The sequence below is a fragment of the Idiomarina sp. ST10R2A5 genome, from assembly GCF_051842325.1.
Lineage (GTDB): Bacteria > Pseudomonadota > Gammaproteobacteria > Enterobacterales > Alteromonadaceae > Idiomarina > Idiomarina abyssalis.
Genome location: NZ_JBNIEX010000002.1, coordinates 209343 through 235633, shown reverse-complemented (window position 1 = coordinate 235633; position 26291 = coordinate 209343). Strand labels below are relative to the sequence as shown.

General features: G+C 48.1%; 24 protein-coding genes. 16 read left to right on the top strand and 8 right to left on the bottom strand.

Features of this window, described 5'->3' with window-relative positions; all coding sequences use genetic code 11:
• Positions 1–17: 17 nt before the first annotated feature.
• Positions 18–692: a DNA mismatch repair endonuclease MutH gene (mutH, locus tag ACP7FG_RS03695; RefSeq protein ID WP_417440081.1), complete on the bottom strand. Its 675-nt coding sequence runs from the start codon at positions 690–692 to the stop codon at positions 18–20.
• A 94-nt stretch (positions 693–786) separates the two neighbouring features.
• On the opposite strand from mutH, the gene rppH reads away from it, so the two are divergent.
• The 4 genes from rppH to lgt are packed head-to-tail and all read left to right on the top strand — an operon-like array spanning position 787 to position 5178.
• Positions 787–1299, top strand: a complete 513-nt coding sequence (gene rppH, locus ACP7FG_RS03690) for an RNA pyrophosphohydrolase (RefSeq protein ID WP_054491160.1) — start codon at positions 787–789, stop codon at positions 1297–1299.
• A gap of 5 nt (positions 1300–1304) precedes the next feature.
• Positions 1305–3575 (top strand): phosphoenolpyruvate--protein phosphotransferase, encoded by a 2271-nt coding sequence (gene ptsP, locus ACP7FG_RS03685; protein WP_054491182.1) that lies wholly within the window; start codon positions 1305–1307, stop codon positions 3573–3575.
• Positions 3576–3577: 2 nt separating this feature from the next.
• On the top strand, positions 3578–4369 hold the full coding sequence (locus tag ACP7FG_RS03680) for a sulfite exporter TauE/SafE family protein (RefSeq protein ID WP_439225564.1): 792 nt from the start codon (positions 3578–3580) through the stop codon (positions 4367–4369).
• 23 nt (positions 4370–4392) lie between these two features.
• Positions 4393–5178 carry a prolipoprotein diacylglyceryl transferase gene (gene lgt / locus ACP7FG_RS03675; protein ID WP_439225563.1) on the top strand — a complete coding sequence of 262 codons (786 nt, stop codon included), beginning with the start codon at positions 4393–4395 and terminating at the stop codon, positions 5176–5178.
• Positions 5179–5422: 244 nt separating this feature from the next.
• On the opposite strand, the gene ACP7FG_RS03670 is transcribed toward lgt, so the two are convergent.
• The 3 genes from ACP7FG_RS03670 to ACP7FG_RS03660 all read right to left on the bottom strand — a co-directional run bounded on the left by ACP7FG_RS03670 (position 5423) and on the right by ACP7FG_RS03660 (position 7939).
• On the bottom strand, positions 5423–6274 hold the full coding sequence (locus ACP7FG_RS03670) for a thymidylate synthase (protein WP_439225562.1): 852 nt from the start codon (positions 6272–6274) through the stop codon (positions 5423–5425).
• A gap of 62 nt (positions 6275–6336) precedes the next feature.
• A complete protein-coding gene (locus tag ACP7FG_RS03665) occupies positions 6337–6615 on the bottom strand; it encodes a helix-turn-helix transcriptional regulator (RefSeq protein WP_439225561.1) in 279 nt (92 codons plus the stop codon).
• Positions 6608–7939, bottom strand: coding sequence for a HipA domain-containing protein (locus ACP7FG_RS03660; RefSeq protein WP_439225560.1), 1332 nt, complete (start codon positions 7937–7939; stop codon positions 6608–6610). Before ACP7FG_RS03660 ends, ACP7FG_RS03665 begins: the two co-directional genes overlap by 8 nt.
• Positions 7940–8130: 191 nt before the next feature.
• On the opposite strand from ACP7FG_RS03660, the gene ACP7FG_RS03655 reads away from it, so the two are divergent.
• The 3 genes from ACP7FG_RS03655 to tcdA are packed head-to-tail and all read left to right on the top strand — an operon-like array spanning position 8131 to position 10344.
• The gene (locus ACP7FG_RS03655) at positions 8131–9159 is read left to right on the top strand and encodes a response regulator (RefSeq protein WP_439225559.1); all 1029 of its coding nucleotides are present in this window, start codon (positions 8131–8133) and stop codon (positions 9157–9159) included.
• Positions 9156–9575, top strand: a complete 420-nt coding sequence (locus ACP7FG_RS03650) for a PAS domain-containing protein (RefSeq protein ID WP_088768828.1) — start codon at positions 9156–9158, stop codon at positions 9573–9575. The genes ACP7FG_RS03655 and ACP7FG_RS03650 overlap by 4 nt, the downstream gene beginning before the upstream one ends.
• On the top strand, positions 9568–10344 hold the full coding sequence (gene tcdA / locus ACP7FG_RS03645) for a tRNA cyclic N6-threonylcarbamoyladenosine(37) synthase TcdA (RefSeq protein WP_439225558.1): 777 nt from the start codon (positions 9568–9570) through the stop codon (positions 10342–10344). Before ACP7FG_RS03650 ends, tcdA begins: the two co-directional genes overlap by 8 nt.
• Positions 10345–10468: 124 nt before the next feature.
• Here tcdA and ACP7FG_RS03640 read toward each other — a convergent pair whose 3' ends face one another.
• Positions 10469–10837 (bottom strand): SufE family protein, encoded by a 369-nt coding sequence (locus ACP7FG_RS03640; RefSeq protein WP_439225557.1) that lies wholly within the window; start codon positions 10835–10837, stop codon positions 10469–10471.
• 124 nt (positions 10838–10961) lie between these two features.
• Here ACP7FG_RS03640 and ACP7FG_RS03635 point away from each other — a divergent pair, with 124 nt between their 5' ends.
• The 4 genes from ACP7FG_RS03635 (at position 10962) to ACP7FG_RS03620 (ending at position 16767) form a co-directional block, all read left to right on the top strand.
• A complete protein-coding gene (locus ACP7FG_RS03635; protein WP_439225556.1) occupies positions 10962–11711 on the top strand; it encodes an electron transfer flavoprotein subunit beta/FixA family protein in 750 nt (249 codons plus the stop codon).
• Entirely contained in the window at positions 11708–12637 is a 930-nt protein-coding gene (locus ACP7FG_RS03630; RefSeq protein WP_222236509.1) for an electron transfer flavoprotein subunit alpha/FixB family protein, read from the top strand. Before ACP7FG_RS03635 ends, ACP7FG_RS03630 begins: the two co-directional genes overlap by 4 nt.
• A gap of 191 nt (positions 12638–12828) precedes the next feature.
• Entirely contained in the window at positions 12829–14673 is a 1845-nt protein-coding gene (locus ACP7FG_RS03625) for a DUF1302 domain-containing protein (protein WP_439225555.1), read from the top strand.
• 75 nt (positions 14674–14748) lie between these two features.
• Positions 14749–16767: a S9 family peptidase gene (locus tag ACP7FG_RS03620; protein WP_439225554.1), complete on the top strand. Its 2019-nt coding sequence runs from the start codon at positions 14749–14751 to the stop codon at positions 16765–16767.
• Positions 16768–16775: 8 nt separating this feature from the next.
• Here the strand turns inward: ACP7FG_RS03620 and ACP7FG_RS03615 are convergent, their stop codons facing one another.
• A complete protein-coding gene (locus ACP7FG_RS03615) occupies positions 16776–17573 on the bottom strand; it encodes a glycosyltransferase family 25 protein (protein ID WP_439225553.1) in 798 nt (265 codons plus the stop codon).
• A complete protein-coding gene (locus ACP7FG_RS03610) occupies positions 17518–18312 on the bottom strand; it encodes a glycosyltransferase family 2 protein (RefSeq protein ID WP_439225552.1) in 795 nt (264 codons plus the stop codon). Before ACP7FG_RS03610 ends, ACP7FG_RS03615 begins: the two co-directional genes overlap by 56 nt.
• Before the next feature lie 81 nt (positions 18313–18393).
• Here ACP7FG_RS03610 and ung point away from each other — a divergent pair, with 81 nt between their 5' ends.
• Entirely contained in the window at positions 18394–19044 is a 651-nt protein-coding gene (gene ung, locus ACP7FG_RS03605; protein WP_439225551.1) for a uracil-DNA glycosylase, read from the top strand.
• Here ung and ACP7FG_RS03600 read toward each other — a convergent pair.
• Entirely contained in the window at positions 19031–20428 is a 1398-nt protein-coding gene (locus tag ACP7FG_RS03600) for an MBL fold metallo-hydrolase RNA specificity domain-containing protein (RefSeq protein ID WP_439225550.1), read from the bottom strand. The two genes, ung and ACP7FG_RS03600, sit on opposite strands and share 14 nt — an antisense overlap.
• 361 nt (positions 20429–20789) lie before the next feature.
• On the opposite strand from ACP7FG_RS03600, the gene ACP7FG_RS03595 reads away from it, so the two are divergent.
• From ACP7FG_RS03595 to ACP7FG_RS03580, 4 genes are all read left to right on the top strand, one after another.
• Positions 20790–21800 (top strand): Wzz/FepE/Etk N-terminal domain-containing protein, encoded by a 1011-nt coding sequence (locus tag ACP7FG_RS03595; RefSeq protein ID WP_439225549.1) that lies wholly within the window; start codon positions 20790–20792, stop codon positions 21798–21800.
• 265 nt (positions 21801–22065) lie between these two features.
• Positions 22066–23775 carry an ABC transporter ATP-binding protein gene (locus ACP7FG_RS03590; protein WP_439225548.1) on the top strand — a complete coding sequence of 570 codons (1710 nt, stop codon included), beginning with the start codon at positions 22066–22068 and terminating at the stop codon, positions 23773–23775.
• Between the two features lie 267 nt (positions 23776–24042).
• Positions 24043–24990 (top strand): KpsF/GutQ family sugar-phosphate isomerase, encoded by a 948-nt coding sequence (locus ACP7FG_RS03585; protein ID WP_439225547.1) that lies wholly within the window; start codon positions 24043–24045, stop codon positions 24988–24990.
• Positions 24987–26288, top strand: a complete 1302-nt coding sequence (locus ACP7FG_RS03580) for a cytidylyltransferase domain-containing protein (protein WP_439225546.1) — start codon at positions 24987–24989, stop codon at positions 26286–26288. The genes ACP7FG_RS03585 and ACP7FG_RS03580 overlap by 4 nt, the downstream gene beginning before the upstream one ends.
• The last annotated feature ends 3 nt before the right edge of the window (positions 26289–26291 follow it).

The window sequence follows — 26291 nt, the reverse complement described above, 5'->3', positions numbered from 1 at the left end:
GTTCCTCCTGTGCTTATTCATGCAAACATCCGCTGCAATATTCTGCGGGTGAACTCTTTTTTCAAATAAAAACCCCGGGGGCGTACTTCAATGATAGTCCCCTCCGGGCCAATGGCTTCGGTCAGCGCTGAGCCGTCTGCCGCTTTAGGGCGAATTTGCATGGCTTCACCCTGGCGCGCGGTAATACTCTCAACCTGTCCCAGCGCAATACGGTCCATGTGCTCTTCCCAGTCGTTGCGCAGCAGGGCTTCTTCCCCGGCGCTGGGTATCCATAAAAAAGCACTGCCCACCACGCGTTCCGCCAAAGGGACATCGCGTCGTCCATCAATGGGCAGCCACAACACCTGTTGTAATTTATTTCGTACGTTAGAAGTGGCCCATTGGACGCCCTGAATATTCACCAGCGGAGCCGTGCATACAAAGGTAGTTTCTAAAGGCTCACCTTCGGGTGTTACCGGCAAGGTTTTTAGCTCAACTCCTAACTCCGGGAAGTCCTGCGTGGGCTTAGAGCCCGCAGTAGCACCCAGTTGCAGCTCTAACAGTTGCCCAACCCAGCCTTTGTCTCGGCGCAAATCTTTAGGTACCTGTAACCCGGTTTCTGCAGCCAGCTCTGCAAAAGAACGGCCGGCTAAAGCGGCGGCGCGCTGGAACAGTTCGTCGATAGATTGAGGGCGTTGTGGCTTGTGGGTCATGACTTAATTCTTCGTAAATAGTGAATCAGCATTTGCCCGCAACCGGGCTTTATGGAAGAATCCACTGTAACAGAGAATAATTGAGGATGCTCGCGTGATAGATGCAGAAGGATTCCGGGCAAACGTAGGAATCGTCATCTGTAACGGGCATGGGCAGGTATTTTGGGCTCGTCGAATCAACCAGCAGAGCTGGCAGTTTCCGCAAGGCGGAATTCATGAAGGCGAGACCCCTGAGCAGGCAATGTACCGCGAACTCTATGAAGAGGTCGGGTTAAAGCCGGAGCAGGTTGAAATTCTGTACACCAGCCGTCAATGGTTGCGTTATCGCTTACCAAAGCGCTTGATTCGACGTGAACAACGGCCCATGTGTGTTGGACAAAAGCAAAAGTGGTTTTTGTTGCGACTAAAATGTCGTGAAGAAGACGTAGATGTTTTACATTCAGGTCATCCTGAATTTGATGGCTGGCGCTGGGTCAGTTATTGGTATCCGGTGCGGCAGGTCGTATCCTTCAAGCGCGATGTTTATCGTCGGGTGATGAAAGAGTTTGCCTCACACGCTATGCCATTTCGTGCTTCGGGAGGGCGTCAGCACAGGCGCAAACGATAAACATGATGCTGGTCACACTGCAAAGGATAGTAGAGGGCGTAAACAAAGCACCTGATTTCAGCATGGCGTTAAACACCATGGTGGGGCAGGTGCGCGAAGCCTTAGAAACTGACAGTTGCAGTGTGTTTTTGGCCGACAACGATCAAAAACAGTTTGTTATGGCCGCCAGCGACGGTCTGCGCGCTGAAGACGGCAAACCCGTCCGGGTCGACTTTGGTGAAGGTATCATCAGTTTAGCGGCGCAACGGGAAGAGCCCCTGAACATTGCCGATGCCAGTAATCATCCCGCCAACAAAAAACTCAGCGACACCAACGAAAGCATTTATCGGGGCTTATTAGCCGCGCCCATTATCCACCGCCGTAAAGTGCTGGGTATTGTTGTGGTTCACCAAAGTGTGGCCCGCAGTTTCAGTCGCGAAGAAGAAGCCTTCATCGTTACCCTGGCGGCTCAGCTGGCTGCGGTTATCGCGCACGCCGACGCCAAAGGTTTACTGGTTAGTGAACACTCACCCTGGATACACAGTCTGCGTGGTCTGCCGGGTTCAGCAGGTGTTGCTGTAGGCGAGGCTTATGTCTCACGACCCGAAGCAAGGCTAGACGAAGTAACGCCGCGTCGCTCGGACAAACCCATTCATGAAATCCGTAAGTTTCGCCAGGCCGTAGCCCGCACCCGTGCCGACCTAAAAGAATTGTCCATGCGTATGGCCGGGCAAGTGCCGGACGACACCCTGGCCATATTCGATGTGTATCAGGGCATGTTAGACGCCGCCAGTATGGGCGACGCCGTTGAAAACATGATCAAAGAAGGCTGGCGCGCGCAAACCGCATTAAAATACGTGGTTGAACAGTTTGTGGCGCAGTTCGAGGCACTGGAAGACTCTTACCTGCAGGAGCGCGCAACTGATGTACGCGACATAGGCCAACGGGTGCTGATGCACCTGCAAAACCGGCAACGCAGACGTAAACCCCTGCCGGACAGTTTCATTTTGGTGGCGGACGAAGTCACAGCGTCCATGTTGGCGGAGCTACCGCGCGAGCAAATTGCCGGCATTATTTCGTTAAACGGCTCCAGTAACTCGCACGCCGCTATTATGGCGCGCAGCATGAATATTCCTGCAGTGCTGGGTGTTGATGACATAGAGCTGCACTTTTTCTCCGACAAACTGCTGGCAGTAGACGGCTACACCGGCGAAATTTATATTGATCCACCAGCGCAAGTTTTAGCCGAGTTTCATCAACTGGCGGAAGAAGAACAAGAGCTGCGCGACATTGTTGCCGAGCACAGTCACTTACCGGCGGAAACTCAGGACGGCCAGCGCATTAGTCTGCACCTGAACCTGGGGCTGGACGTTACCCACGACTACTTAAAAACGCTGAACATAGACGGCGTAGGGCTGTACCGCTCTGAAATTCCGTTCATGATGCGAGACCAGCTGCCCACCGAGGACGAGCAAACTGAAATGTATCAGGAAGTGCTGGAGCAGTTTCCTGACCAGCCGGTGGTTATGCGTACATTGGATGTGGGCGGCGACAAGCCGTTGCCTTACTTCCCGCTAAAAGAAGATAACCCCTTTCTGGGTTGGCGCGGTATTCGCTTAACGCTGGACCATCCGGAAATTTTCCTGATTCAAATTCGCGCCATGCTGCGCGCCAGTATCGGCAAAAGCAATTTGCGAATTTTACTGCCCATGATAACCAGTACCAGCGAAGTGGACGAAGCCTCGCGGCTTATCAAGCAGGCGTATTTTGAAGTGGCCGAGGAGCAAGGCTGCGAAGTGGGCGTAAACCTGTTCCAGCCGCAGTTGGGCGTCATGATAGAAGTGCCGGCGGCTATTTATCAGTTGCCGGCCATGGCCAGTAAAGTCGACTTTTTCTCCGTCGGCAGCAACGACTTAACCCAGTACTTGCTGGCAGTGGACAGAAACAACCGTCGGGTTGCTAACCTTTATGACGCGTATCATCCGGCGGTATTAGCCAGCCTGGATGAAATAGCCCGGCGCTGCGAAGAAATTGGCAAGCCCGTAAGTGTCTGCGGCGAACTGGCCGGTGACCCGGGGGGCGCATTATTGCTGGTTGCTATGGGCTACCGGCAGCTCAGTATGAACAGTTACAACGTGGACCGGGTACGCTGGATCTTGCGCAATGTGCGCTCCAGCACGCTGAATGTGATGCTGGCAAAAGCATTACAGGCGCGTAATCCGGACCAAATTCGTAAAATGATAGCCGACAAGATGGAAAGCATCGGACTTGGCGGCTTTGTCAGGGCGGGTAAATAATTATGCTACTGACGAGCTGGCTCTGGTGTATTGGCGGTGGCGCAGTCGCTGGCTTGTTAGCCGGTATGCTTGGCATTGGTGGCGGTTTAATTATTGTGCCACTGCTTATTTACTTGCTGCCGCTTATTGGTGTGCCACCCGAGCTTGTTGTGCCCAGCGCCATTGCTACCAGTCTGGCAACCATTTGTATGACCACTGCCAGTGCTTCCCGCGCTCATGCAAAGCACGGGTTAATGGAAAACTTCTGGCTTATTCGGGTGCTTCCGGGGTTATCTTTAGGCGCTATGACCGGCGCGTTTTTGGTGACCATTATTGACCCCGACTGGTTAAAGCGTATTTTCTCCATTGTATTAATTGCGCTGGCCATTCGCATGCTGTTTCCGCAGAAAACCGGCGAGCCGTTAACCTCGGTATCTAAGCGTTTAGTGGCCTTAGGCAGTTACATTATTGGTACCATTTCCGGTCTGGTGGGTATTGGTGGCGGCGCGCTTACCGTGCCCTTTTTAAGCCGCATGCGGCTGCCGGTACGCCAGGCTATTGCCATTTCGTCGCTGGGCAGTTTTATCATAGGCTGCAGCTCGGTGGTTATGTTTATTTTAAACGGCTGGTTGTCAGGCCGTGAAACCGGCGCCTTTGGGCTAATCAACATACCGGCCTGGGTAGGCATTTCCGTGGCCTCGGTGTTATTCGCTCCGCTGGGTGCTAAACTGGCGCACAAATTACCGGTAAAACAGCTGCAGCGCGTATTTGCAGCATTTCTTATTCTGGTTGCCATACAACTTATTTTTAATTAACCATAAAGCAGGGAGTACACGCAGTGCCGTCAAATGACTATTGGCAGTTTCCCGCCATTGATCCTGTTATTTTCAGTATTGGGTTTATCGACATTCGCTGGTACGGCCTGGCGTACTTAGCCGCTTTTGCCTTTGCCTACTTCTGGGGCATGCGTCAAACCGAAAAAGACCCAAACTGGAGCAAAGAACAATTCAGTGACTTGCTGTTCTGGGGCTTTATTGGCGTTATTGTTGGTGGCCGTGTCGGTTATACATTCTTTTATCAGTTCGAACGCTTTGTTGATAACCCACTGTACTTGTTTTACATACACGAAGGCGGCATGTCCTTCCACGGCGGTTTACTGGGTGTTATTGCCGCTATGTATCTTTATGCCCGCAAAAAACAACGTTCATTCCTGCAGGTGGGCGACTTTGTCGCTCCATTAGTGCCTATGGGGCTGTTCTTCGGACGCATTGGTAACTTTATTAACGGCGAGCTTTGGGGGCGTGCCGCCGAAGTGCCGTGGGCAATGTACTTCCCCAGCGGTGGGCCGGTACCGCGGCATCCGTCGCAGTTATACGAAGCCGTGTTAGAAGGCCTGCTGTTGTTTGCCGTTATTATCTGGTTCCAGCGTAAACCGCGCGGAGTCGGTGCGGTCAGCGGCTTATTCCTACTGGGCTACGGCGTTGCCCGCTTCATTGTCGAATTCTTCCGGGAACCCGATGCGCACTTAGGCTTGCTGTCTTTAGGCATGTCCATGGGTCAATGGCTGACCCTGCCAATGATCATCCTGGGTATCATTCTGATGGTTCGCGCAAAGCGCGGTTAAAATGACATAGTGAATATGTCCGACGGTTGCTAGTGCGTCTATTAAACGGCTGTTGGGGCGCATGTTTCGCTTGAGCGTTAAGGGGCGCTATGCCAGAGACGCTGCAAGTTCATCCATGAACGCTTGACGAAGGCCATCCATGGCCTTCGACACTCTGGCATAGCGCCCCTCAACACTCGTAACGCTTACATGCGCCCCAACAGCCGTTTATCAGCCCCAGCTCTGTTCTAATCTCTTGATTGGGTTATACCGCAAATGGATACTTTATTGGTTCGTGACACTGATAACCGCTGACCGTGAAATCATCTTTGCTCACCCAGTTTTCTATATCTTCAAGGGACTTAATTTCAGGGTTAATGTGTAACTGAGGCGACGGGAAAGGTTCGCGTTTCAGTTGGACATCGCGCATGAGTTCCAACTGGTTTTCATAAATGTGAGCGTTCACTATCTTGTGGTACGCCTTGCCTGGTTTGTGCCCGGTAATTTGTGCCACCAAAGCCAGCAGAACAAAGCACTGAATTTGGTTGAAATTGAGCCCCAGCGGTACATCGCAGCTGCGTTGGTATGAGGTTAGGTAAAGCGTGTCGCCTAACAGCGAAAAGTTGTGGGTATGCATGCAGGGGCGCAAACAACCCAATTCAAATTCGCCGGGATTATAGAAGGTCACTATTTCACCGCGATCATCAATGCCTTTTGAGAGGTTATTGATCACTTTTTTCAACTGATCTAAGTGGCTGCCATCCGGTTTTTGCCATGAACGCCCCTGTACTCCGTAAACGCGGCCCATGTCATCTTCACCTTGGCGGTTCGGGTTATTCAGCCATGCCTGATTTTCATTGGCATTGGCGTCCCAGGTTTTACAGCCAATATCGCGAAACTGAGCCGCGCTGTCGTAGCCACGCAAATAACCTAAAAGCTCAGCAATAGCTGACTTGTAATAACTTTTGCGAGTGGTAATGAGCGGGAATTGGTTGTTGGCAACATCGTACTCTAAGTCGGCGTTTATAACCGTTAGGCAGTTAATGCCTGTACGTTCGTTTTTAACCCAAACACCTTCGTCGACAATGCGTTGGCACAGCTCTAAGTATTGTTTCATTTTTTATATAAAATTGTGTTGTGCGTAATGTTTTATATCGTACCTGATGCAATGGCATCAGGCTACAGCTTATGGTTAACAGCCTTTGCACTGAGCCGAAGTCCGGCGGGAGCAAGCAGTTTTTCAACGATAGATAAACGCGGATCGGTCTTGCCTTTTTCAATGTCGCGCAATGTTCTATCGGCCACCCCAAGAAATTTCGCGTAATGAGCCTGATTCATCCCGTATAATTCCGTTCTAATTTTCTTAATTGCAGCTCCGAGAGAGATATCGCCACTAGCCAATGCCTCTTCTATATCTTTTATGATCGCTCTGCGCTCTTCTATTGATAAATTATCCATTGTGTACACCGAAATTTGCTAATTTACTTTCAAGGTTGTTAAAACCAATGGCAGGGAACTCCAGTATTTCGCGAGGACAACCATGCTGCTCTAATAAAACAGGAACACCAATTAACTTTTCCGCTAAGCTGTTCAGGAACGCCATCAACTCATCAGGTTTGCAATACTCTGTAAGCTCTTTAACCACGTTATCAAAGCGAACTATGCCGCCTTCTTCACAATCTTTTCCCCACTTAAATAAACGGGTTACCATTTCAGGGTCGGCTTTCATCGGCGCAAAGTCGTAAATAGGGGCAAATTGAATATCACCCTCGAATTTTAAAAATGAGATATTACGCCCGTGGTTGTCTGAATTTCCGAAAGCTAAATTCAATAAATCTCTTGCCAGATACTGTTTAGCAAACTCCTGGCTCGACATCTGGGTGGTGGCTTTTATTTTATTCCAGATGTTCTCCATGACAAAAAAGTGATCCTGGTAACTGCCGGGTCCCGCATTAATCATCGAATAGATACTTTCAACGCCAACCCTGGTTGCTATTGAGTTGTCAACTTGAACGTCAAACCGTGGAAGCCAAAGGCTTACTTGAGATTCATGCTCCAGCGTCATCATGCCAGACACATTAATTGTCTCAATGCTGGTACCTTCCAGTATCTTGCTCAGCACCTGATAAAAGACACCTTCCGCGCGGAGAATATTATTGTCTCTGGCAGAGCGGGCATTCCGGGCAAACTTGGTCAGGTAGGGTGTTGCAGAAAGCCGTTTACCGGCAAAGTCACCATCAATATAAACCTCATTATTTTCAACCATAAGCAGCAGTTTGGGAGCAACACCACCAGCCCCCGTAGCACCACCTACAGCGGCCCCCTGTTCATTTGCGTACTCCAGAAAACCGTGTTGTAACTGTGCAACATCATTAATGGAAAAGCGCTGCGTGTTATGAACGTTCAGTTGTGAAGTGGCTTCTTTAATACGCAGGTTACCAATGGGGGACATGCAGGCGTGGGTTAGTAACGCATAATTTTGCTCAAACTCGCTACGTCTACTGACATTGAGGTAATTAAGCCACCAGTCCCGAGACTTCCCTACCGGCAGCAAATCGTCAAGTAATGCAGGCCAGCTTTCGTAATCGATAGGTGTTATCGTGACGGGGGCATTAACACTACAAGCCCAGCAGTCTGTCATGCCGTAGCTGTGCACGTCCTTAATGTATTGTGGAAGATAAGCTAAGGTAACACCACTTGCCATCTGTTCACCGGCAAAGCTGATGTTGGCAGCGTCCCACCATTTTCCTTCGTTAAATAGCTGAAGTGTTACGTTTTTCATTAATATCCGGCAGTTTGTTGCTGTAATTTGGTAAGAATAGCTTATAAATCGGAATCAATCTACCGTAATTTTATTGTTTATCGATCTTTTTCGGAATCAAACTGCTGTATTTTAAGGTTCACATACATGGCGTCAGACTGCACCATAGGTTAAACTAGGGGCATGTTTTTAACGGCCGGGAATTTCAATCTATGACGCTAAAAGTCACGCTGTGCGATGACTCCAAAATGGCGCGGAAACAGCTGTTGCGCACGCTGCCGGATGACTGGGACGCTGAGGTACATCAGGCGGAGCACGGCGAGCAAGCGCTTATTTGTGTGCGTGAAGGGCGTGCTGAAATCCTGTTTCTGGATTTGAACATGCCGGTAAAAGACGGCTACGAAACCCTGCAGGCAATCAAAGACGAGCAGTTAGAAACCTTAGTTATTGTGGTGTCGGGTGACATACAGCCCGAGGCGCAGAAACGCGTTCAGTCATTAGGTGCCATGGCCTTTGTGAAAAAGCCGATGAAAGCCGAAGACGTACAAACTCTGTTGCAGCAGTTCGGCCTTTACCAGCCGGCCGGTGGTCAGCTTAAAGTCGCCGACCAACAAACCCAGGCTCCGTCTAATCCGCTCGATGTATACCGCGAGGTTTCAAACGTTGCCATGGGTCAGGCGGGCGATCACTTAGCCCGGGTGCTGGATACGTTCATTGAACTACCGGTGCCTAACGTCAACTTTATTGCGCCTTCAGAACTGCACATGGCCATAGAGTCTATAGACGCCAAACAGCAAGTAGCGGCAGTCAGTCAGGGGTTTTCCGGCAGCGGTATTTTAGGTGAAGCTTTAACGCTCTTTAATGAGGCGGCTATTGACGACATTGGCAAGTTATTAGGCGCGAAGCTGGGCGAAAGCGGCTCGGTGAAGCAGCAACGTATTGAGTCGTTAATGGACGTGGCTTCTATTTTATCCTCTGCCTGTTTGAACGGTTTAGGTCAGCAGTTGCATGTGGAGTTTGCGGCGTCGCAGCCGGTATTACTCGGTGAGAACCAGCCCATGCAAGAATTACTGAAGCATGGTGAAAAACGCTGGCAGAAAATTTTGGCCATAGAAATTGGCTATCAGTTGCCGGAGCATAAGCTGGCGTTTGACCTTTTACTGCTGTTCCCGGCGGACGCTGTGAAAATTCTCGACCAGCAGCTGGCGCACTGGCTGCAAAGCGAAGAGGATGACCAATGATAGACGATATGGATGAGCTGCACAGCAAACTGAGCATTCTGGGCGCCATTGATGTAGGCATTGTGGTGGTCGATAACGACAACAATATTCAGATGTGGAACGAGTTTATGCAGAACCACAGCGGTTTGCGGCCCAGCGAAGTGCGCGATAAAAATTTATTTCGCTGTTGTCCGGGTATCGACCAGGCTTGGTTTCAGCGTAAAATTGACCGCGTGCGGCAATTAAACTCGCGGGTGTTTATCACCTGGCAACAGCGTCCTTACGTGTTTCGTTTTCGCCACAGCCGGCCCATAAGCGGGCAGAGCGAATGGATGTATCAAAACGTCACGCTTATTCCGCTTAAGAACCCGCGTGGTGAAGTGCACCAGGTGGGCATTATTATCTACGATGTGAGTGAACAACCCAGTCATGAGTGAAGTTCCCGATCAGCGCTTTGGCGGTGTCAGCCGCGTTTACGGACAGCAGGCGTTAAACCATTTTCAGCAGTTACATATTGTGGTCGCCGGGCTTGGCGGCGTTGGCTCCTGGGCGGTGGAAGCACTGGCGCGCACCGGCATTGGCAAGCTGACCCTCATTGATTTAGACGACGTCTGCACCACCAATATTAACCGTCAGTTGCCGGCTACCGATGACACCATTGGGCAACTCAAAACAGAAGTGCTGGCACAGCGGGTGAAAAGCATTAACCCAAACTGCGAAGTTAAGGTTATTGATGACTTTTTGCTGCCCGAGAACTTCGAAGAGTATTTAGCCGGCGCCGATGCAGTGCTTGACGCCATAGACAGCGTCAATACCAAAGCTGCGTTAGTAGCCTGGTGCAAACGCCGCAAGCTACGCCTGGTGGTGTGCGGCGGTGCCGGTGGGCAGATAGACCCGGGCATGATCCGCGTCGGTGACTTAGCCAAAGCCAAGCAAGACCCGCTACTGGCGAAAGTCCGCTCACAACTGCGCCGCGACTACGGCTTTTCCAAGAACCCCAAGCGTAAATGGGGCGTTGACTGCGTCTATTCCGAAGAGCAACTGCGCTACCCGGTTATTTCCGGTGAGCTGGAAGGTGAAGTGACACTGCAAAAACCAGGCTCCGGTTCCATGCGCATGGACTGCAGCTCCGGCTTTGGCGCCGCTATGGTGGTCACCTGCAGCTTTGCGATGCAAGCCACCGCTGTTTTGCTGAAAAAAGTGTAGTTTGGCGATTAGCGCGCCCGATGGTTATGGGAGCTACTGCGGAGGTGTGCAGCGCCATGGATGGCGCTGCCCAAGCCCTACAGGGATGTATTCACGGGCGTCCTCCGCAGTAGCTCCTATAACCTCAGCGCTCATTCACAACCCGCAACTTCAGGGTTTTGGCGACTTGGTACAGGCCGTTGCTGCGCGAAGGGCTTAGGGCGTTGTCCAGGCCTTCGGCGCGGTAAAAGGCGTCAATGTCAAAGGCGGCTATTTCCGCCACCGAGCAGCCGTCCAGCCGTTGTTGTAGTAGTGCCAGTAGCCCGCGCACAATGCGCGACTCGGAATCAAAACGAATCACTACTGCCTCCACATCAGAAGTATCCAGCCACAGCCACACCTTCGCCTCGCAGCCACCCACCAGATGATCGTCATCACGACATTCTGCCGGATATTCTGGTAGACTTTTGGCTTGTTGAACTAAGTGACGAAAAAGCTGTTCCCAGCTGGTCATGTAAACTCTCCCTTACGGCAATAGAGTTTTATTCTCCCATAACTTGTGAGATCGACGCCAGTCTAGGATAATGACAGCACAATAAAGACCAACATTCAGAACATTCCAGAAAAAGGAAGACAACATGAAGATACTTGTCGCGGTTAAGCGCGTCATTGACTACAACGTCAAGGTGCGTGTTAAACCAGATCAGTCCGATGTCGATTTGGCGAACGTCAAAATGGCACTTAACCCATTCTGCGAAATTGCCGTAGAAGAAGCTGTACGCCTTAAAGAGGCAGGCACAGCAGACGAAGTTGTTGTAGTTTCTATTGGCCCTAAAGCGGTACAGGAGCAGTTACGTACTGCGCTGGCATTAGGTGCAGACCGTGCTATTCAGGTTGAAACCGACGACATGCCGGACTCTTTATCTGCCGCCAAAATTCTAAAAGGTGTGGTAGAGAAAGAAGAGCCGGACATGGTCATCCTGGGTAAACAGTCTATCGACTCAGACAACAACCAGACCGGTCAAATGCTGGGTGCCTTAACCGGTATGCCACAGGGTACTTTCGCGTCTAAAGTGGAAGTAGGCGACGGCTTTGTAAACGTCACCCGTGAAATTGACGGTGGTCTGCAAACCGTTAAATTGAACCTGCCGGCTATTGTCACTACCGACCTGCGTCTGAACGAACCGCGTTACGCGTCGCTGCCAAACATCATGAAAGCCAAGCGTAAGCCGCTGGAAACCACAAGCCCGGACGAACTGGGTGTGGAAGTTAAGCGCACTATTAAGCTGCTGAAAGTTGAAACGCCTGCGGAACGTAGCGCTGGCGTGAAAGTAGCCGATGTAGATGAGCTGGTCGACAAACTGAAAAACGAGGCGAAAGTATTATGAGCATCTTAGTGGTAGCAGAACACGACAATAATGCGGTTGACCCTTCAACGCTGAAAACGCTAGCCGCTGCACAGAAAATCGGTGGCGACATCGAGGTACTGGTTGCCGGTAAAGGGTGCTCAACCGTTGCTGAAAATGTGGCAAAAGCCGACGGCGTGAAAAAAGTCATGCTGGCAGACAACGAAGCTTACGAGCATCAGTTGGCCGAAAACATCAGCGAACTGGTTGCTGACTTAGGCAAAAACTACAGCCACATTCTGGCTCCGGCCACAACCACCGGCAAAAACTTCATGCCGCGCGTTGCTGCGTTATTAGACGTGGCACAGGTATCTGACATTATCTCGGTAGAAAGCGATGACACCTTTAAGCGTCCTATTTATGCGGGTAATGCCATTGCCACTGTGCAGTCAGAAGACAAAATTAAAGTCATTACCGTTCGTGCAACGGCATTTGACGCTGTTGCAGAAGAAGGCGGTAGCGGCGAAGTCGAAAACATCGATTCCGTATTTAACAACGACAAATCTGAGTTTGTTGAAGAGCAACTGGCAGAATCAGAACGTCCTGACCTGACCTCAGCAGAAATCGTTATTTCTGGTGGTCGTGGTATGCAGAACGGCGAAAACTTCCACTTGCTGGAAGACGTAGCTGACAAACTGGGCGCTGCAGTAGGTGCATCACGCGCCGCGGTAGACGCTGGTTTCGTACCAAACGACATGCAGGTTGGTCAAACCGGTAAAATTGTTGCTCCGCAGCTTTATATTGCGGTAGGCATTAGTGGTGCTATCCAGCACTTAGCCGGTATGAAAGACTCTAAAGTCATTGTTGCCATCAACAAAGACGAAGAAGCCCCAATCTTTCAGGTGGCGGACTACGGTTTAGTGGCCGATTTGTTCGACGTATTACCTGAATTAAACAGCAAACTGTAATATTTGCTGAGTCTTTGTAACATTCTAGATTCGCTGCTGGCGCTCCATTTTTAGCGTCAGTAGCGACATTTTCCCGCATTTTTTCCAACAACTTGTTATATTTTCGTGTTCATACACTTGCATATTTTTAACTCATCGGACATGATTCAGACATAACCGCCAAACAAGTTTAAAGGATTAGGTGGCTCACAATGAAAAGAAGAACAACTATGCTAAAAAAACTTCCTCTGGCTACGGCCATTGCACTGAGCTTTGCGGCATCAGGCCAGGCTGCTGACTTCGAAGTCGGCGATTACGAAATTAAATTCGACTCTATTCTGTCATACGGCGCTGCATGGCGTATGGAAGATCAGGCTAACCACCTGATGCATCCGGGCAACCGCCAGGGCGGAACGGCACAGTCAAGTGTGGGTGACGACGGTAACCTGAACTTTGATAAAGGTGATTTAGTATCATCCGTAGTCAAAGGCGTACACGACTTAAGCATTGATGGCGGAAGCCACGGTGCCTTTATTCGTTTCAACTATTGGTACGATCACATCATTTCTGAAGAGAACATGGTGCACGGTCACCCGGGTAACAACTACTACCCGGACACCAAACTGAACGACGACGTATTCGACGACTACTCTCAAGGTAAAGGCGTTGAATTACTGGATGCCTTTGTCTACGCCAACTTTGACTTAGGCGATATGCCAGCCAGCGTTCGTTTAGGACGCCAGGTATTAAGCTGGGGTGAAAGTACCTTTGTTTTCAACGGTATTAACGACATTAACCCACTGGATGTAAACGCGGCACGTCGTCCGGGCGCAGAAATTAAAGAAGCGCTGTTACCCGTTGGCATGTTGAGCACCAGCATTGGCTTAACCAATACCTTAAACTTAGAAGCTTTCTACCAGTACGAGTGGGACAACACTAAACTGGACGGCTGTGGTACTTACTTCTCAAGTGTCGATATCATCGGCGGCCCTGGCTGCGGTAAAGTGACACTGAACCCACAGTTAGTACCAGGTGACCCAGACAGCTACTTAAGTGACTTCGAGTCAGTACAAGCAGGCGCTTATATTGGCAGCAACCCTATGCTGGAAGCTTCAGACAGCGGCCAATGGGGTGCTAACCTGCGTTACTACTCAATGGACTTAGACACAGAATTTGGTGTTTACTACCTTAACCTGCACAACAACACGCCAATTATTTCGGCGTACAACTGGACAGTGGACCCGCGTCCATTCCAGCAAGCGGCCGGCGCAGCTGGCCAACAACTTGGCTATACCTGGTCAACACCTAATGGCTATCCGATAGACGGACCTCGTTTGGTTATTGAATACCCTGAAGATACTAAAGTTTATGGTTTTAGCTTTAGTACCAACTTAGGCCTTTGGTCTGTTGGCGGTGAGTACAGCTACCGCGACGGTGTGCCGGTACAAATTAACACCACCGAAATTTTAACCGCCGGTTTGCGTCCAAACGTGCCAAGCACCTTTGCTGACCGTGTTAACAACGCTGAGCTGGGTGAGTTAGCTCACGGTTACGACCGCATGGACGTTAGTCAGGCGCAGGTCAGTTTTGTGCGCTTTGTTGACCGTCTGTGGGGTTCTGACCGCATGACCTTTGTGGGTGAAATTGCCACTAACCAGGTGCATGACCTGCCAGGTCTGAACGAACAACGCTACGGTCGTTTGCCACTGTATGGTAAGTGCTTAAGTGCACAAGACACTGGCGCTCCGGCCGACATGAACTGCGACGGTTTTGTCACTTCAAACTCGTGGGGCTACCGTACCCGCTTCCAGTTTGAGTATCAGGACGTTTGGCAGGGCTGGGGTTTAACGCCTGTGGTTCAGTTTAACCACGACGTTAATGGTTACTCACCAAACAGCAACTTTATTGAAGACCGTAAGTCGCTGGGCGTTAACTTAGTAGCGGACTACCTGTCTACTTACAAAGTGAGCCTGGGTTACACCACCTTCACCGGCGGTGACTACGATGCGACCACTGACCGTGACTATGCGTCAGTCAGCTTCTCTTACGCGTTCTAATACATTGATTCACACCGTGAATCACGATAAAACCGTCTCTACCGAGGCGGTTTTTTATTTTCCGGGGGAACAACAATGAAAAAATGGATAATTGCGGCAGCCGCACTGGCCTTGTCAGGCACAGCAGCAGCCCAGGAAAAGTTTGAATTAGAAGACGTATTCACGCTGGAATACGCATCCTCGCCGACTATTCACCCCAGCGGTGAATGGACAGTGTTTGTGCGTCAGTCCATGGACATTAATAACGACCGTAAAGTAGGCCGTTTATGGGCCAGTCTGCCCGACGGCGATATTCGGCCGTTAACCGGTGAGCAGGGCAGCGAAAGCCAGCCGGTGTGGTCACCAAATGGTGATCGCTTAGCTTATGTATCCACCGAAACCGGTTCACCGCAGGTTCATATTTACTGGGTAGACTCCGGTGACAGTGCGGCAGTAACGCAGCTGACACAAGCGCCGTCGAACCTTAGCTGGTCACCCGATGGCAGCCAAATTGCTTTTTCCATGTTCACACCAAAATCAAAGCCGGCTCCGGTCAGCTTACCGGGCAAACCCGAAGGTGCTAACTGGACCGAAGCGCCTAAGTACGTCGACAAAGACAATTATCGCTTCGATGGTGGTGGCTACGCAAAAGACGGCCATCAGCAAATTTATGTTATGCCCGCAACTGGTGGTTCGCCACGTCAGCTAACCGACGACGAATTCAACCACGGCGGGCAGCTGGCCTGGTCACCCGACAGCAAGCACATTTTCTTTTCGGCGAACCGTCGCGACGACGCCTTCCGCCAGCCTGTTAACAGTGAAATTTACCGTCTGACTTTAAGCAGCAAAGAAATTTCAGCGGTTACCGACCGTACTGGCCCGGACAGCTCGCCAAAAGTGTCGCCAGACGGCGAAAAAATTGCCTTTACCGGTTATGACGACACCAAAATGAGCTTTCAGGCAGCTAAACTCTATGTCATGGCGTTGGACGGCTCCAATGTGCGCGTACTGGCTGACGATTTAGACCGCAGTGTTACCGGGTTTTCCTGGGATACCGACAGCCAGGGCATTTATTTCACCTACGACAACAATGGCGTTGGCCAGTTGGCACGTACCAACTTAAACGGCGAATACAAGAACCTGACCGACCGCGTTGGTGGGTTGTCGTACAGTCGGCCATACGGTGGTGGTGATTTCAGTGTTGCCAAGGGTGATCGCATTGCCTTTACCATCTCTAACCCCATGCGTCCGGCCGAGCTGGCGTTATGGGACAGCGGTGACGTTCAGCAGCTAACGCGTTTGAACGAAGACGCATTAGGCCACAAGCAATTAGCCAAAGTCGAAGAGATCAACTACAAATCCAGTGTTGACGGTATCGACTTACAAGGCTGGATTGCTTACCCGCCGGGCTTCGACAAAAACAAAGACTACCCGTTAATGCTGGAAATTCACGGTGGCCCGCATACCAATTATGGTCCGCGTTTCGCTGCTGAAATTCAGTTGTTTGCGGCGGCAGGCTACGTGGTGCTGTACACCAACCCGCGCGGCAGTACCAGCTACGGTTCAGACTTTGCGAACGAAATTCACCATAACTACCCAAGCCACGACTACAACGACTTAATGGACGGCGTAGACGCGGTTATCGACAAAGGCTTTATTAACGAAGACGAGCTGTTTGTCACCGGTGGTAGTGGCGGCGGCGTGCTAACCGCCTGGATAGTCGGCCATACCGACCGCTTTAAAGCGTCGGTTGTGGCCAAGCCGGTAATCAACTGGTACAGCTTTGTGTTAACGGCTGATATGTACAACTTCTTCTATCAGTACTGGTTCCCGGGCATGCCATGGGACAACCTGGAGCATTACATGAAGTATTCGCCTATCAGCTACGTGGGTAATGTGACTACGCCAACCATGCTGCTGACCGGTGAAAACGACTACAGAACACCAATGTCAGAAACCGAACAGTATTATCAGGCACTGAAACTGGAAGGTGTGGACACCGCCATGGTACGCATTCAGGACTCAGGCCACGGTATTTACGCGCGGCCCAGCAACTTAATGAACAAAGTTGCTTATATCCTGCATTGGTTTGATAAATACAGGGGAACGAAGTAAATTTCAGACTACCTGTTTTTGTGGTATCGGCGGTTCTGCCAGAAGAACCGCCATTGTTCCTTCAGACGAACCCAACCGCGGCGCTTTAATGTGTGGCGGTTGGCTACACTAAAAATATCGCTTTCGTGTGAGTGACTGTTGTCCACGGTGTAAGGCAGTAGCCCTAGCACATGAGCTCCTGTCTCCCATTGCCATTGCATGTCCACATCCACCGGACGGAAAAAGGGTACCCGCGACAGCAGTTTTTTTGCGCCTTGCCGGCTAAGCAGGTAAGCACAAGCGCCCATCGGTGGTTTTTTATAATCCACCAGTTGAAAATCACCAAAGGTTTCCAGCGGCTGCGATACCTTGGGTGTAAACGGCTGTGCCAGCTTAATGAGGTCCCAGTTCGCGAAGCGGCTGGCCGCTAGTGCCTTCAGCGGCTTTTGCAACTGAGCAAACAGCGGGTCCAGCACAATGTCATCTTCCAGAATTATCGCTGCGTTATCTTCGCTGTCTAAAAGCTTTTGCCAGGCCTTGCGGTGGCTCATGTAGCAGGCAATTTCGCCCATGGTCAGGTCGTAATTGTAGCGCTCGGTGTTCAACTGGTGGCTGTATACCGCATTCACTGCGCTGTTTGAAACGGCACGGCCATCCACCGCCGACACCCGTTGAAAGTCCAGGTTCAGTTCAGACATGGCCTTTTTTACATCGTCCAGGCGGTGCCTTGAGCGATCCAGGTTAATTAAATAAATGGGTAAAGAAGCCATATCAGTGTTCTGACTTTTCAACATCATCGCCGCGCTTACGTCGGTAAGCGCGCTCATACAGCTTGGCTTCGGTCAGGAAAAAATGAAACGCGTCGATGTTGGCTTTAATAAAGCCGCGCCACCCGGCTAAAAACATGCGGCGAATAAAGTAAAACTTAATGAACATAAGCGGGAATATCAGCAGCACGCGTGCCAGGCTGCAGTGACGCCCGCGCTCCTCCCGTTGCTTAGCCTTTAGCAACGAGTATTTGTTCAGTTTGTCCATATAGCCATGAGCTGAATCATAACCGTAGTGTTTAACGTCAATAGGCAAGTGCGTCAGAGGCGGCTCTACCTCAATGTGCTCATGCACTTTGGTGGACGTATTCCACTGCGACTTCGACTTACGATACACCCTGCGGAAGCGATGATGCCGATGGTAAGGCAGCGAGTGCCCCATAAAAATGTCGTCGTGCGCCAGGTAAATACCATTAATATCGCCTTTGGCAATACGCTGCTGTATTTGCTCAAAAGCGCCTTCCGGCATTACTTCATCGCCGTCCAGGTTGATCACCCAGTCGTTACGGCATTGCTCTAAAGCAAAGGCCTTTTGTCTGGCGTAACCTAACCAGTCCTGATGAATAATACGGGCACCGTGTTTTTCGGCAATGCTGAGTGTGTCATCGGTTGAGCCCGAATCTACCAGCACTATTTCATCAGCACCTTTAACACTGGCCAATACTTCGTTCAGGTGGCGACCTTCGTTTAACGTAATTAAATAAACACTGACTTTAGGTAACTGACTTTGCTCAGACATAGGTAACCTTGCGCATCTTTAGTTGAGAACAAGGATCATATCGTTTTATCATACAAAAACAATAACAACGGAAACACCACAATGCCCTGGACCGATCTTCTAGCTGAAGAAAAACAAAAGCCGTATTTTCAAGAACTGTGGCAGCGTGTTGAACAGGCGCGTCAGCAAAGCGTGGTGTACCCACCAAAAGAAGACGTGTTCAACGCACTTAAGCTGACCGAGCCTGAGAACATTAAAGTAGTTATTTTAGGGCAGGACCCATACCACGGCCCGGGGCAGGCACACGGTTTAAGCTTTTCGGTGCCCGAAGGCGTTAAGTTTCCGCCGTCGCTGCGCAATATGTTCAAAGCCATAGCTATGGACTACCCCGACACCGTACTGCCAAAACACGGCGATTTAACCAGTTGGGCAGAGCAGGGTGTGCTGCTGCTCAATACCGTACTGACCGTAGAGCAGGGCAAAGCACACAGTCACGCCAGCTGGGGCTGGGAAACCTTTACCGATACCGTTATTAGTAAAGTGTCTGAAGCTACCGAGCATGTGGTCTTTTTACTGTGGGGCTCGCATGCACAAAAGAAAATACCGCTAATAGACGGCAACAAGCATTGCATACTAACGGCACCTCACCCGTCGCCTTTGTCAGCGCACCGCGGCTTTTTCGACGCCAACCATTTTCGTAAAGCCAACGAGTATTTGCAGCAACATGGGCGACAGCCAATTAAGTGGGCGTGATCACATCCCCGTATCGCGCTTTTATTTTCGTTGCCAACGCCAAACGCGCATCGGGTTCCCCATGAATTAACCGTATAAGCTTTACCGGCTCTTCAGTGGCGTCAATAAAGTCCAGCAGCTCCTGCTGGTCGGCGTGAGCGGAATAACCGCCTAAGGTATAAATACCCGCTTTAATCCAAATGCGCTGATGGTCTAACTCCACATAGCCGCCCTCAGGGCCGTAAGTTTGAATGTCACGCCCCGGTGTACCTGCGGCCTGATACCCCACAAAAAGTACATCGGTGCGCGGGTCGGGCAGTAAGGCTTTTAAATAGTTGAGCATACGCCCGCCGGTACACATACCGCTGGCGGCAATTACAATGCAGGGGTCACCGCTGCTTTGCAGGTAATTCACAATGCGCTCGTGTTCGCTGTGCTCATCCACCGTTAGCAGACGGTCAAAATTAAGCGGGTGGCGGTCTTCGTCTAAGCGTTTGTGGGCGTCCTCGTCCCATAAATCCTTCATGGCGCGGTACTGCTTAGTAAACTGCGCTGCCAGAGGGGAATCGAGAATTACCGTCATTTTATGCCAGACAGGATTTTTCGTGCCGGTTTTCGCTTCTTCTTCACGCGCCTGGTGGATAATATCTTCCAGCTCATATAAAAGCTCCTGCGTACGGCCAATGCTAAAAGCCGGAATTAAAATGGTGCCTTTGTTTTCAATGCAGCGTTCGACTACCGACTTTAATCGCTGGGCACGATCAGCCCGCGACTCATGGTTTTTGTCGCCGTAGGTACTTTCCAGCAACAAAAAATCGGCACGCTCTAATGGCTTAGGGTCGGGCAGCAGTGGGGTGTTTTTACAACCTAAGTCACCCGAGAACACCACGCGGTAGTGGGTACTCACATTTTCAATTTCAACATAAGACGATCCCAGAATGTGGCCGGCCTGGCGAAAGCGCAGTTTAAAAGGCTCAGTAGCAAACTCGGCGGGGAGTTCAAGCCATTGGTCATAAGCAACAGGGTTTAGCTGGCGTCGCAGCCGGGCAATAACCGCGTCGATAATCTCAGCGTTACGGGTTAAACCAACCTTTAAGGCGTCTTCAATAACCAGCGGCAGTAACAGCGCAGTGGCCTTGGTGCAATAAATAGAGCCGTTGAAACCCGCAATAAGCAACCAGGGTATGCGACCAACGTGGTCAATGTGGCAGTGTGTTACTACCAATGCCTTTACCTTGCTTATATCAAAGTCTATTTCCTGGGCGCTGGCGTCGGCACCCGAACCAGATGTTTCTGCCCCCTGAAACAAACCGCAGTCAATAAGTAGTGAGTGGTCATTGTCTAACAAAAGCTCGTGGCACGAGCCGGTAACCCCTTCAAAAGCGCCGTGGTGAATTACATCCATGTTTTTGGTTCCTTGTGTTGCTTCTTCATATGTAGCCTGACATTTATGTCAGGTGAGATACTGTTCCTGACATAAATGCCAGGCTAAAAATTGAGATTACACAAACCAGCGAGAAACCGCCATAGGACAAAAGAGTGATAAGTTCGGGGGAGTCAAGTGCTCAAAATTCCATCGAAAAGATATGATAAAGCCTTTGTAGAGAAAGGGCTGCATGCGGTATCATACGAGCTTGATCTAAATTTAGTAACGCACAAATTACACACAATTAACAGCACTATCGGTCTATGGGAGCCGCACCCCATGGGCGGTAGCGTGCGCAACTTATAAAAATAACGTTAAGTAGGCAACCCTTAAGGCCTTCATGATGAAAAACGAAAATTCTAAAGCACCACTAACTCCTCCTAACTACGAACCAAACCGCCATCCGGATTACCAGGACGACGAAATAGACCTGCGCGAGCTATTCGGCATAATTTGGCAAGGCAAATGGTGGATTATTGCCATTACCTTCGTGTTTGCGGTTGGGTCCGTTATTTACTCTTTAAGCCTGCCGAATATTTATAGGTCTGAAGCAACACTCGCGCCTACTGAAGAAGCGAGCGGTGGCGGACTTTCTCAAATGGCAGGGCAATTGGGTGGCCTGGCTAGTTTAGCCGGTGTTAACTTAGGTGGTAAAAATGCTGATAAAACCACCATCGCGTTAGAAATTCTTAAATCTCGCGCCTTTATTAAAGGCTTTGTCGAAAAGTATGACATTCTGCCTGAGCTTATGGCTGTGGAAGAATGGAATCGGGGTAGTGGTATTGTCTTTAACAATGAGGTTTATGATCCAGACATGAATGAGTGGGTCAGAGAAGTTGAACCGCCTAAGCAGTCAGCGCCATCGAGTTGGGAATATGTAAGAGTATTCAGAGACCAGGTGCTGGAAGTCAGTAAAGACGACGCAACAGGATTGGTAACTGTTGCGGTGAACCATCAGTCTCCAGAAGTTGCCCAAAGATGGGTGGGGTGGCTTATTGAAGAAATTAATAGCCACATGCGTGAAAGAGATATTCGGGAGGCGAAGAGAAGCCTGGAATATTTAGACAAAGAGCTACAAAGCACCTCGTTAAGTGACATGCAGCAAATGTTTTACCAACTCATAGAAAAGCAAACACAAACCATTATGCTGGCGAATGTGCGCCCTGAGTATATTTTCCAAACCTTAGATCCGGCCGTGGTGCCAGAACAAAAAGCCAAACCATCGCGTGCTATAATATCCATTATTGGTACCTTCTTAGGTGGCTTATTGAGTATAGGTTTTGTTTTATCAAGAAGCATGTTTAGTAAGAATAAGATGTTAAACTCCCTCAATTTTAATGGAAGTAAATAAAGTCATTGATTAGTAAAAAAATGGGTTTACCAGCGGGAGCATTTGCTAATTTGATGATTATATTTTCTTGAATCATGTCCTAAGTAAAATAAAAAATATCTTTCAGTTTTAAAATCGGCAAAATTGCTCTTAATTTGCTTTTTACTTTTATCTCTTTAACTAAGAGTCGAATAGTTATATGTTTAAACGTCTGAAACGTCTTTTCCAACTTCTCTCGAGTGAGCAACGAAAACGACTTATAAGACTTCAGTTTTTGGTTGTTTTAATGGCATTTTCTGAAGTCGCAGGGGTAGCTGCAATAGGGCCTTTTATGGCACTGGTGGGTGATATCAGTCTATTACAGGGAGAGGGGGTATTAGCTGAAATATATTCATTAACTGGTTTTCAAAATCCAAGAGATTTTTTGTTTTGGTTGGGAGTATGCGTTTTAGTAGTGCTGGCCTGTGCAAGTATCATTGCCATGTTTACAACATGGCGTCTGTCTCTTTACGCTGCAAAAGTTGGTGCAGAAATCTCTACTCGTTTATTTAAACACTATATGTCACAGCCATGGCTATTCCATGCTAAAGGCACTAGCAGTGAGCTAACCAATAGAATCTCACAAGAGACTAATAGGATAACTAATCTAGTCATTCAGCCATTAATGCAGATGAATGCAAAAGCTGTTTTAGGGTTAGTCATGGGGGGGGCCATATTTGCTTTTAATCCTTTGGTTGCTCTGGTTGGACTCTCTACATTTAGTGTTGCCTATGTGCTTTTGTACAGGTTAATTCGCAGTCAACTAACCCGAAATGGGAACGATATTTCCAAAGCTAACCAAGAACGTTTTAAACTTATGAATGAGGGATTTGGTGGTATTCGGGATACCCTTCTCTTGGGTCGCCAAAATGATTTTGTACACCGTTTTAATAAGTCCAGCGAGTTATTAGGTAACTCACAAGGAGTGACTAGGGCTCTTGCCCAGGCCCCTCGCTATGCTATGGAATTAGTTGCGTTTGGTGCCGTGATCTTTTTGATACTTTACTTATTATCGGAATATGATGGGGATTTAAGTGATATATTGCCTGTTTTATCAGTATATGCGTTGGCTGGGTTCAAATTACTTCCTGCTTTTCAACAGATATATACTAGCTTAGCTCAGGTAAAAGGAAACATGGCTTCATTTGATAGCATTGAAGAAGATTTAAAAGCAAGTCTATATGAAAAAACAATAGAAAATGCTGCACAATATGGGAAGCTTAAACCCAGAAATCTTATAGAACTGGAAGGTATAAGCTTTTCATATCCCGGTAACAGGCAAATGGCTTTGCAAAACTTGAATTTGAAATTGCCCGTTAATCAAGTTATTGGGTTGGTCGGAGCTTCAGGCTCAGGCAAGTCGACAACCATAGATATCTTGTTAGGGTTGATAGAGCCCCAGAAGGGGCTGCTTAAAGTTGACGGTATTGAAGTGAGGGAGAGTAGAAAACGTGCTTGGCAAAATAACATTGGCTTTGTTCCCCAGACAATATTTTTAGCTGATTCGAGTATAAGGGAAAATATTGCTTTTGGGATAGCACCTGACGGAATAGATGAAGAACGCGTGCGAAAGGCTGCGAAACTTGCTCACTTAGAGGATTTATTAGATCAACTTGACGAAGGGTTAGATACAAGAGTAGGTGAACGAGGTATACAGATATCGGGAGGGCAAAGACAGCGAATTGGTATCGCGAGAGCACTATATGATGACGCGGATGTACTAGTTTTTGACGAAGCTACAAGCGCGCTTGATGGAATAACAGAAAAGTTAGTCATGGATGCGATCCACAACTTATCTGGTGCAAAAACAATAGTGATAATTGCGCATAGAATTAATACTGTAAGACAGTGCGATACAATCTATTTTCTAAATAATGGAACGGTTCAAGATTCGGGAACCTATGAGCAACTACTTGTTAGTAACAATAATTTTAGAAAAATGGCTTATACTTCATAGTGTTACCTTTCTAAGAGACTTGTATATTTTTAGATTAACGTTTCTATCTAGTTTTGCATGAAAAGCAGATACTTATTACATAAAAGTTTTTAAAACGCCCGGCTGAGTGCGTATAAGAACATATGAAATATTAAAATAATGGCGTAATATTAAAATAAAATTCAAGCTTGTAGTTAAGACTAGTAAGTTAGTAAGTTTGTAAAGCAGTTCGCAGAAACGTGGTAAGCCTCAAATAGAATCAAGCTAAATTATAAGGTTAATGATTTGATGTTCAGCTATAAAGGGATCGCTCAAAGAGTTTTTGAAACGCAATGTTCTTCAATAAATTTTGTTGCTAAAAAAATTGATGCTGCTTTTGATAGTGCTATCACTAAAATCCTTGATGTGGATGGTAGAGTTATCGTTTGTGGGATGGGAAAATCAGGTCATATTGGAAAAAAAATCTTTGCAACTTTAGTTAGTACAGGTACCCCTAGTTTCTTTCTTCACCCATCTGAGGCATTTCACGGTGACTTAGGTATGGTACAGCCTTCAGATGTTTTTTTGGCAATTTCTAACTCTGGTGAGACAGAAGAGCTATTAAGATTGTTACCTTTCTTGAAAGACAATGGTAATACATTGATTTGTATGACCGGAAATCCTAGCTCAACCCTAGCTCAGAATTCTGATTGTCATTTAGATATAGGAGTTCAAGAGGAAGCTTGCCCTCTGCAACTAGCACCAACGTCTTCGACAACTGCTACGCTTGTCATGGGAGATGCATTGGCTATTGCGTTAATGGAGGCGAGGCAGTTCAAGCCAGAAAACTTCGCTAGATTTCATCCTGGTGGTAGTCTTGGTAGGAAGCTACTTAGCCGAGTCATTGAATTTGCCTTACCTGCAGTAACTGTGCATGTAGCGAGTGACTTTAAACTTTTGTTAACTCGGATCGCGAACTCTAAATGTGGAGTTGTTTGTGTAACAAAAAATGAAAACTTGGTAGGTGTAATTACCGACGGAGATGTTAGCCGTGCATTGTCAAACTATGAGTTGTCAGAGCTTAATAGTTTAAGTGCTGAATCAATAATGACAAAATCGCCTAAAGTAGTATCCTATTCAACAAAATGTGTTGATGCAGACATACTAATGAGTGAAACTTCTGTAAATAGCTTAGTTGTTACTGATGAAGCAAATAATTTATATATATATCAAAACCTGAATAGAGGAGCTTTATGAGAGTCGTCGCGTTTTTGCCAGCTAAAGGCTCAAGCTCAAGAATAGAAAGTAAGAATTTGAAGTTACTTGATGGTAAGCCACTATTTTTACACACCCTAGAGAAATTAGTACTTTGCGATTTTATTGATGAAGTTTATTTAGATACTGAATCAAAAGACGTTATTGACTTTGCAAGTGAAATTGACTGTAAGATTTTAAATCGCGATCCATCTCTTGCTAGTAACAAAACTGATGGAAATCAGCTTTTTATGAATGAAGTAAACCAAGTTGAAGCTGATATTTATATTCAAATTCTTGGTACGAGCCCTTTTATTCAACCTGACACGATTAAAAAGGGCGTCGACGCGTTGATGGAACCTTCGTCTGGATACGATTCAGCAGTGCTTGTTAACTCTGAAAAGCAGTATACATGGGAAGAAGGTAAACCTAGTTATGATATTAATCACATTCCAAACAGCGTAGATCTTGATGACACTGTCATAGAAACTATGGGGTTGTATATTGTAAAAAATGAAGCTGCAAAGAAGACAAATCGAAGAGTAGGTGAGTCTCCTTTAATGCTCCAGGCTTCACCACTAGAAGCTATTGACGTGAACTGGCCTGAAGAATTTGAATTAGCGAACTTAATCGCGGCTGGCTTGAGAGAACAAGATCGTCGATTGTTAACCAATATTAGAAATCATCTCACAAGTAGTATGCTATCAGATATTCTTGATGATTTTGGCTATAGTAATCAAGTTATCCGTGGGCTGACTCCTAATATCCCTGAAGCGAAATTTCTTGGACGAGCAAAAACGTTAAAACTTCGAAAGTTAAAAAAGGGAGAAGATTTTAAAGGAATTTATTCAGCTTTACATTCCTACGATACCATAATACCTAATGATATCATTCTGGTGGAGAATGATACCCCTGATTATGCCTACTTCGGAGAATTGAATGCAAATTTAGCTATTAGGGCGGGTGCATCAGCGGTAGTCGTTGGGGGAAAAACCAGGGATTCTAGTGAAGTACTTAAATTGGGGCTGCCTGTGTTCTCTTCAGGTTATACCTGCCAAGATGTTCGGAAACGCGCTACAATGGCATCTTTGAATAAAACAATTAATTTAAGCGGTGTATCGGTTAGCCCTGGAAGCTTAGTTTTCGGGGACGCTGAGGGGTTAGTTGTTATACCTAAAGTAATAGAAAAAGAAGTGATTGAAGAAATTTATACTCGAGCATCAAATGAAAAAAAGATCCTCGTGGATATATCGATGGGAGCTGAGGTCAGTTCCTTAGTAAAGAATTACGGATTTTTTTAGAGT

Coding starts and splice junctions, on each gene's coding strand:
- ACP7FG_RS03580 (WP_439225546.1), top strand. CDS start 24,987: ATGAGAGTCGTCGCGTTTTTGCCAGCTAAAGGCTCAAGCTCAAGAATA.
- ACP7FG_RS03585 (WP_439225547.1), top strand. CDS start 24,043: ATGTTCAGCTATAAAGGGATCGCTCAAAGAGTTTTTGAAACGCAATGT.
- ACP7FG_RS03600 (WP_439225550.1), bottom strand. CDS start 20,428: ATGGATGTAATTCACCACGGCGCTTTTGAAGGGGTTACCGGCTCGTGC.
- ACP7FG_RS03670 (WP_439225562.1), bottom strand. CDS start 6,274: ATGAAACAATACTTAGAGCTGTGCCAACGCATTGTCGACGAAGGTGTT.
- ACP7FG_RS03665 (WP_439225561.1), bottom strand. CDS start 6,615: ATGGATAATTTATCAATAGAAGAGCGCAGAGCGATCATAAAAGATATA.
- ACP7FG_RS03620 (WP_439225554.1), top strand. CDS start 14,749: ATGAAAAAATGGATAATTGCGGCAGCCGCACTGGCCTTGTCAGGCACA.
- ACP7FG_RS03610 (WP_439225552.1), bottom strand. CDS start 18,312: ATGTCTGAGCAAAGTCAGTTACCTAAAGTCAGTGTTTATTTAATTACG.
- mutH (WP_417440081.1), bottom strand. CDS start 692: ATGACCCACAAGCCACAACGCCCTCAATCTATCGACGAACTGTTCCAG.
- ACP7FG_RS03625 (WP_439225555.1), top strand. CDS start 12,829: ATGAAAAGAAGAACAACTATGCTAAAAAAACTTCCTCTGGCTACGGCC.
- ptsP (WP_054491182.1), top strand. CDS start 1,305: ATGCTGGTCACACTGCAAAGGATAGTAGAGGGCGTAAACAAAGCACCT.
- ACP7FG_RS03660 (WP_439225560.1), bottom strand. CDS start 7,939: ATGAAAAACGTAACACTTCAGCTATTTAACGAAGGAAAATGGTGGGAC.
- ACP7FG_RS03680 (WP_439225564.1), top strand. CDS start 3,578: ATGCTACTGACGAGCTGGCTCTGGTGTATTGGCGGTGGCGCAGTCGCT.
- ung (WP_439225551.1), top strand. CDS start 18,394: ATGCCCTGGACCGATCTTCTAGCTGAAGAAAAACAAAAGCCGTATTTT.
- ACP7FG_RS03655 (WP_439225559.1), top strand. CDS start 8,131: ATGACGCTAAAAGTCACGCTGTGCGATGACTCCAAAATGGCGCGGAAA.
- ACP7FG_RS03650 (WP_088768828.1), top strand. CDS start 9,156: ATGATAGACGATATGGATGAGCTGCACAGCAAACTGAGCATTCTGGGC.
- ACP7FG_RS03590 (WP_439225548.1), top strand. CDS start 22,066: ATGGCATTTTCTGAAGTCGCAGGGGTAGCTGCAATAGGGCCTTTTATG.
- ACP7FG_RS03615 (WP_439225553.1), bottom strand. CDS start 17,573: ATGAGCGCGCTTACCGACGTAAGCGCGGCGATGATGTTGAAAAGTCAG.
- tcdA (WP_439225558.1), top strand. CDS start 9,568: ATGAGTGAAGTTCCCGATCAGCGCTTTGGCGGTGTCAGCCGCGTTTAC.
- ACP7FG_RS03640 (WP_439225557.1), bottom strand. CDS start 10,837: ATGACCAGCTGGGAACAGCTTTTTCGTCACTTAGTTCAACAAGCCAAA.
- ACP7FG_RS03635 (WP_439225556.1), top strand. CDS start 10,962: ATGAAGATACTTGTCGCGGTTAAGCGCGTCATTGACTACAACGTCAAG.
- ACP7FG_RS03630 (WP_222236509.1), top strand. CDS start 11,708: ATGAGCATCTTAGTGGTAGCAGAACACGACAATAATGCGGTTGACCCT.
- ACP7FG_RS03595 (WP_439225549.1), top strand. CDS start 20,790: ATGATGAAAAACGAAAATTCTAAAGCACCACTAACTCCTCCTAACTAC.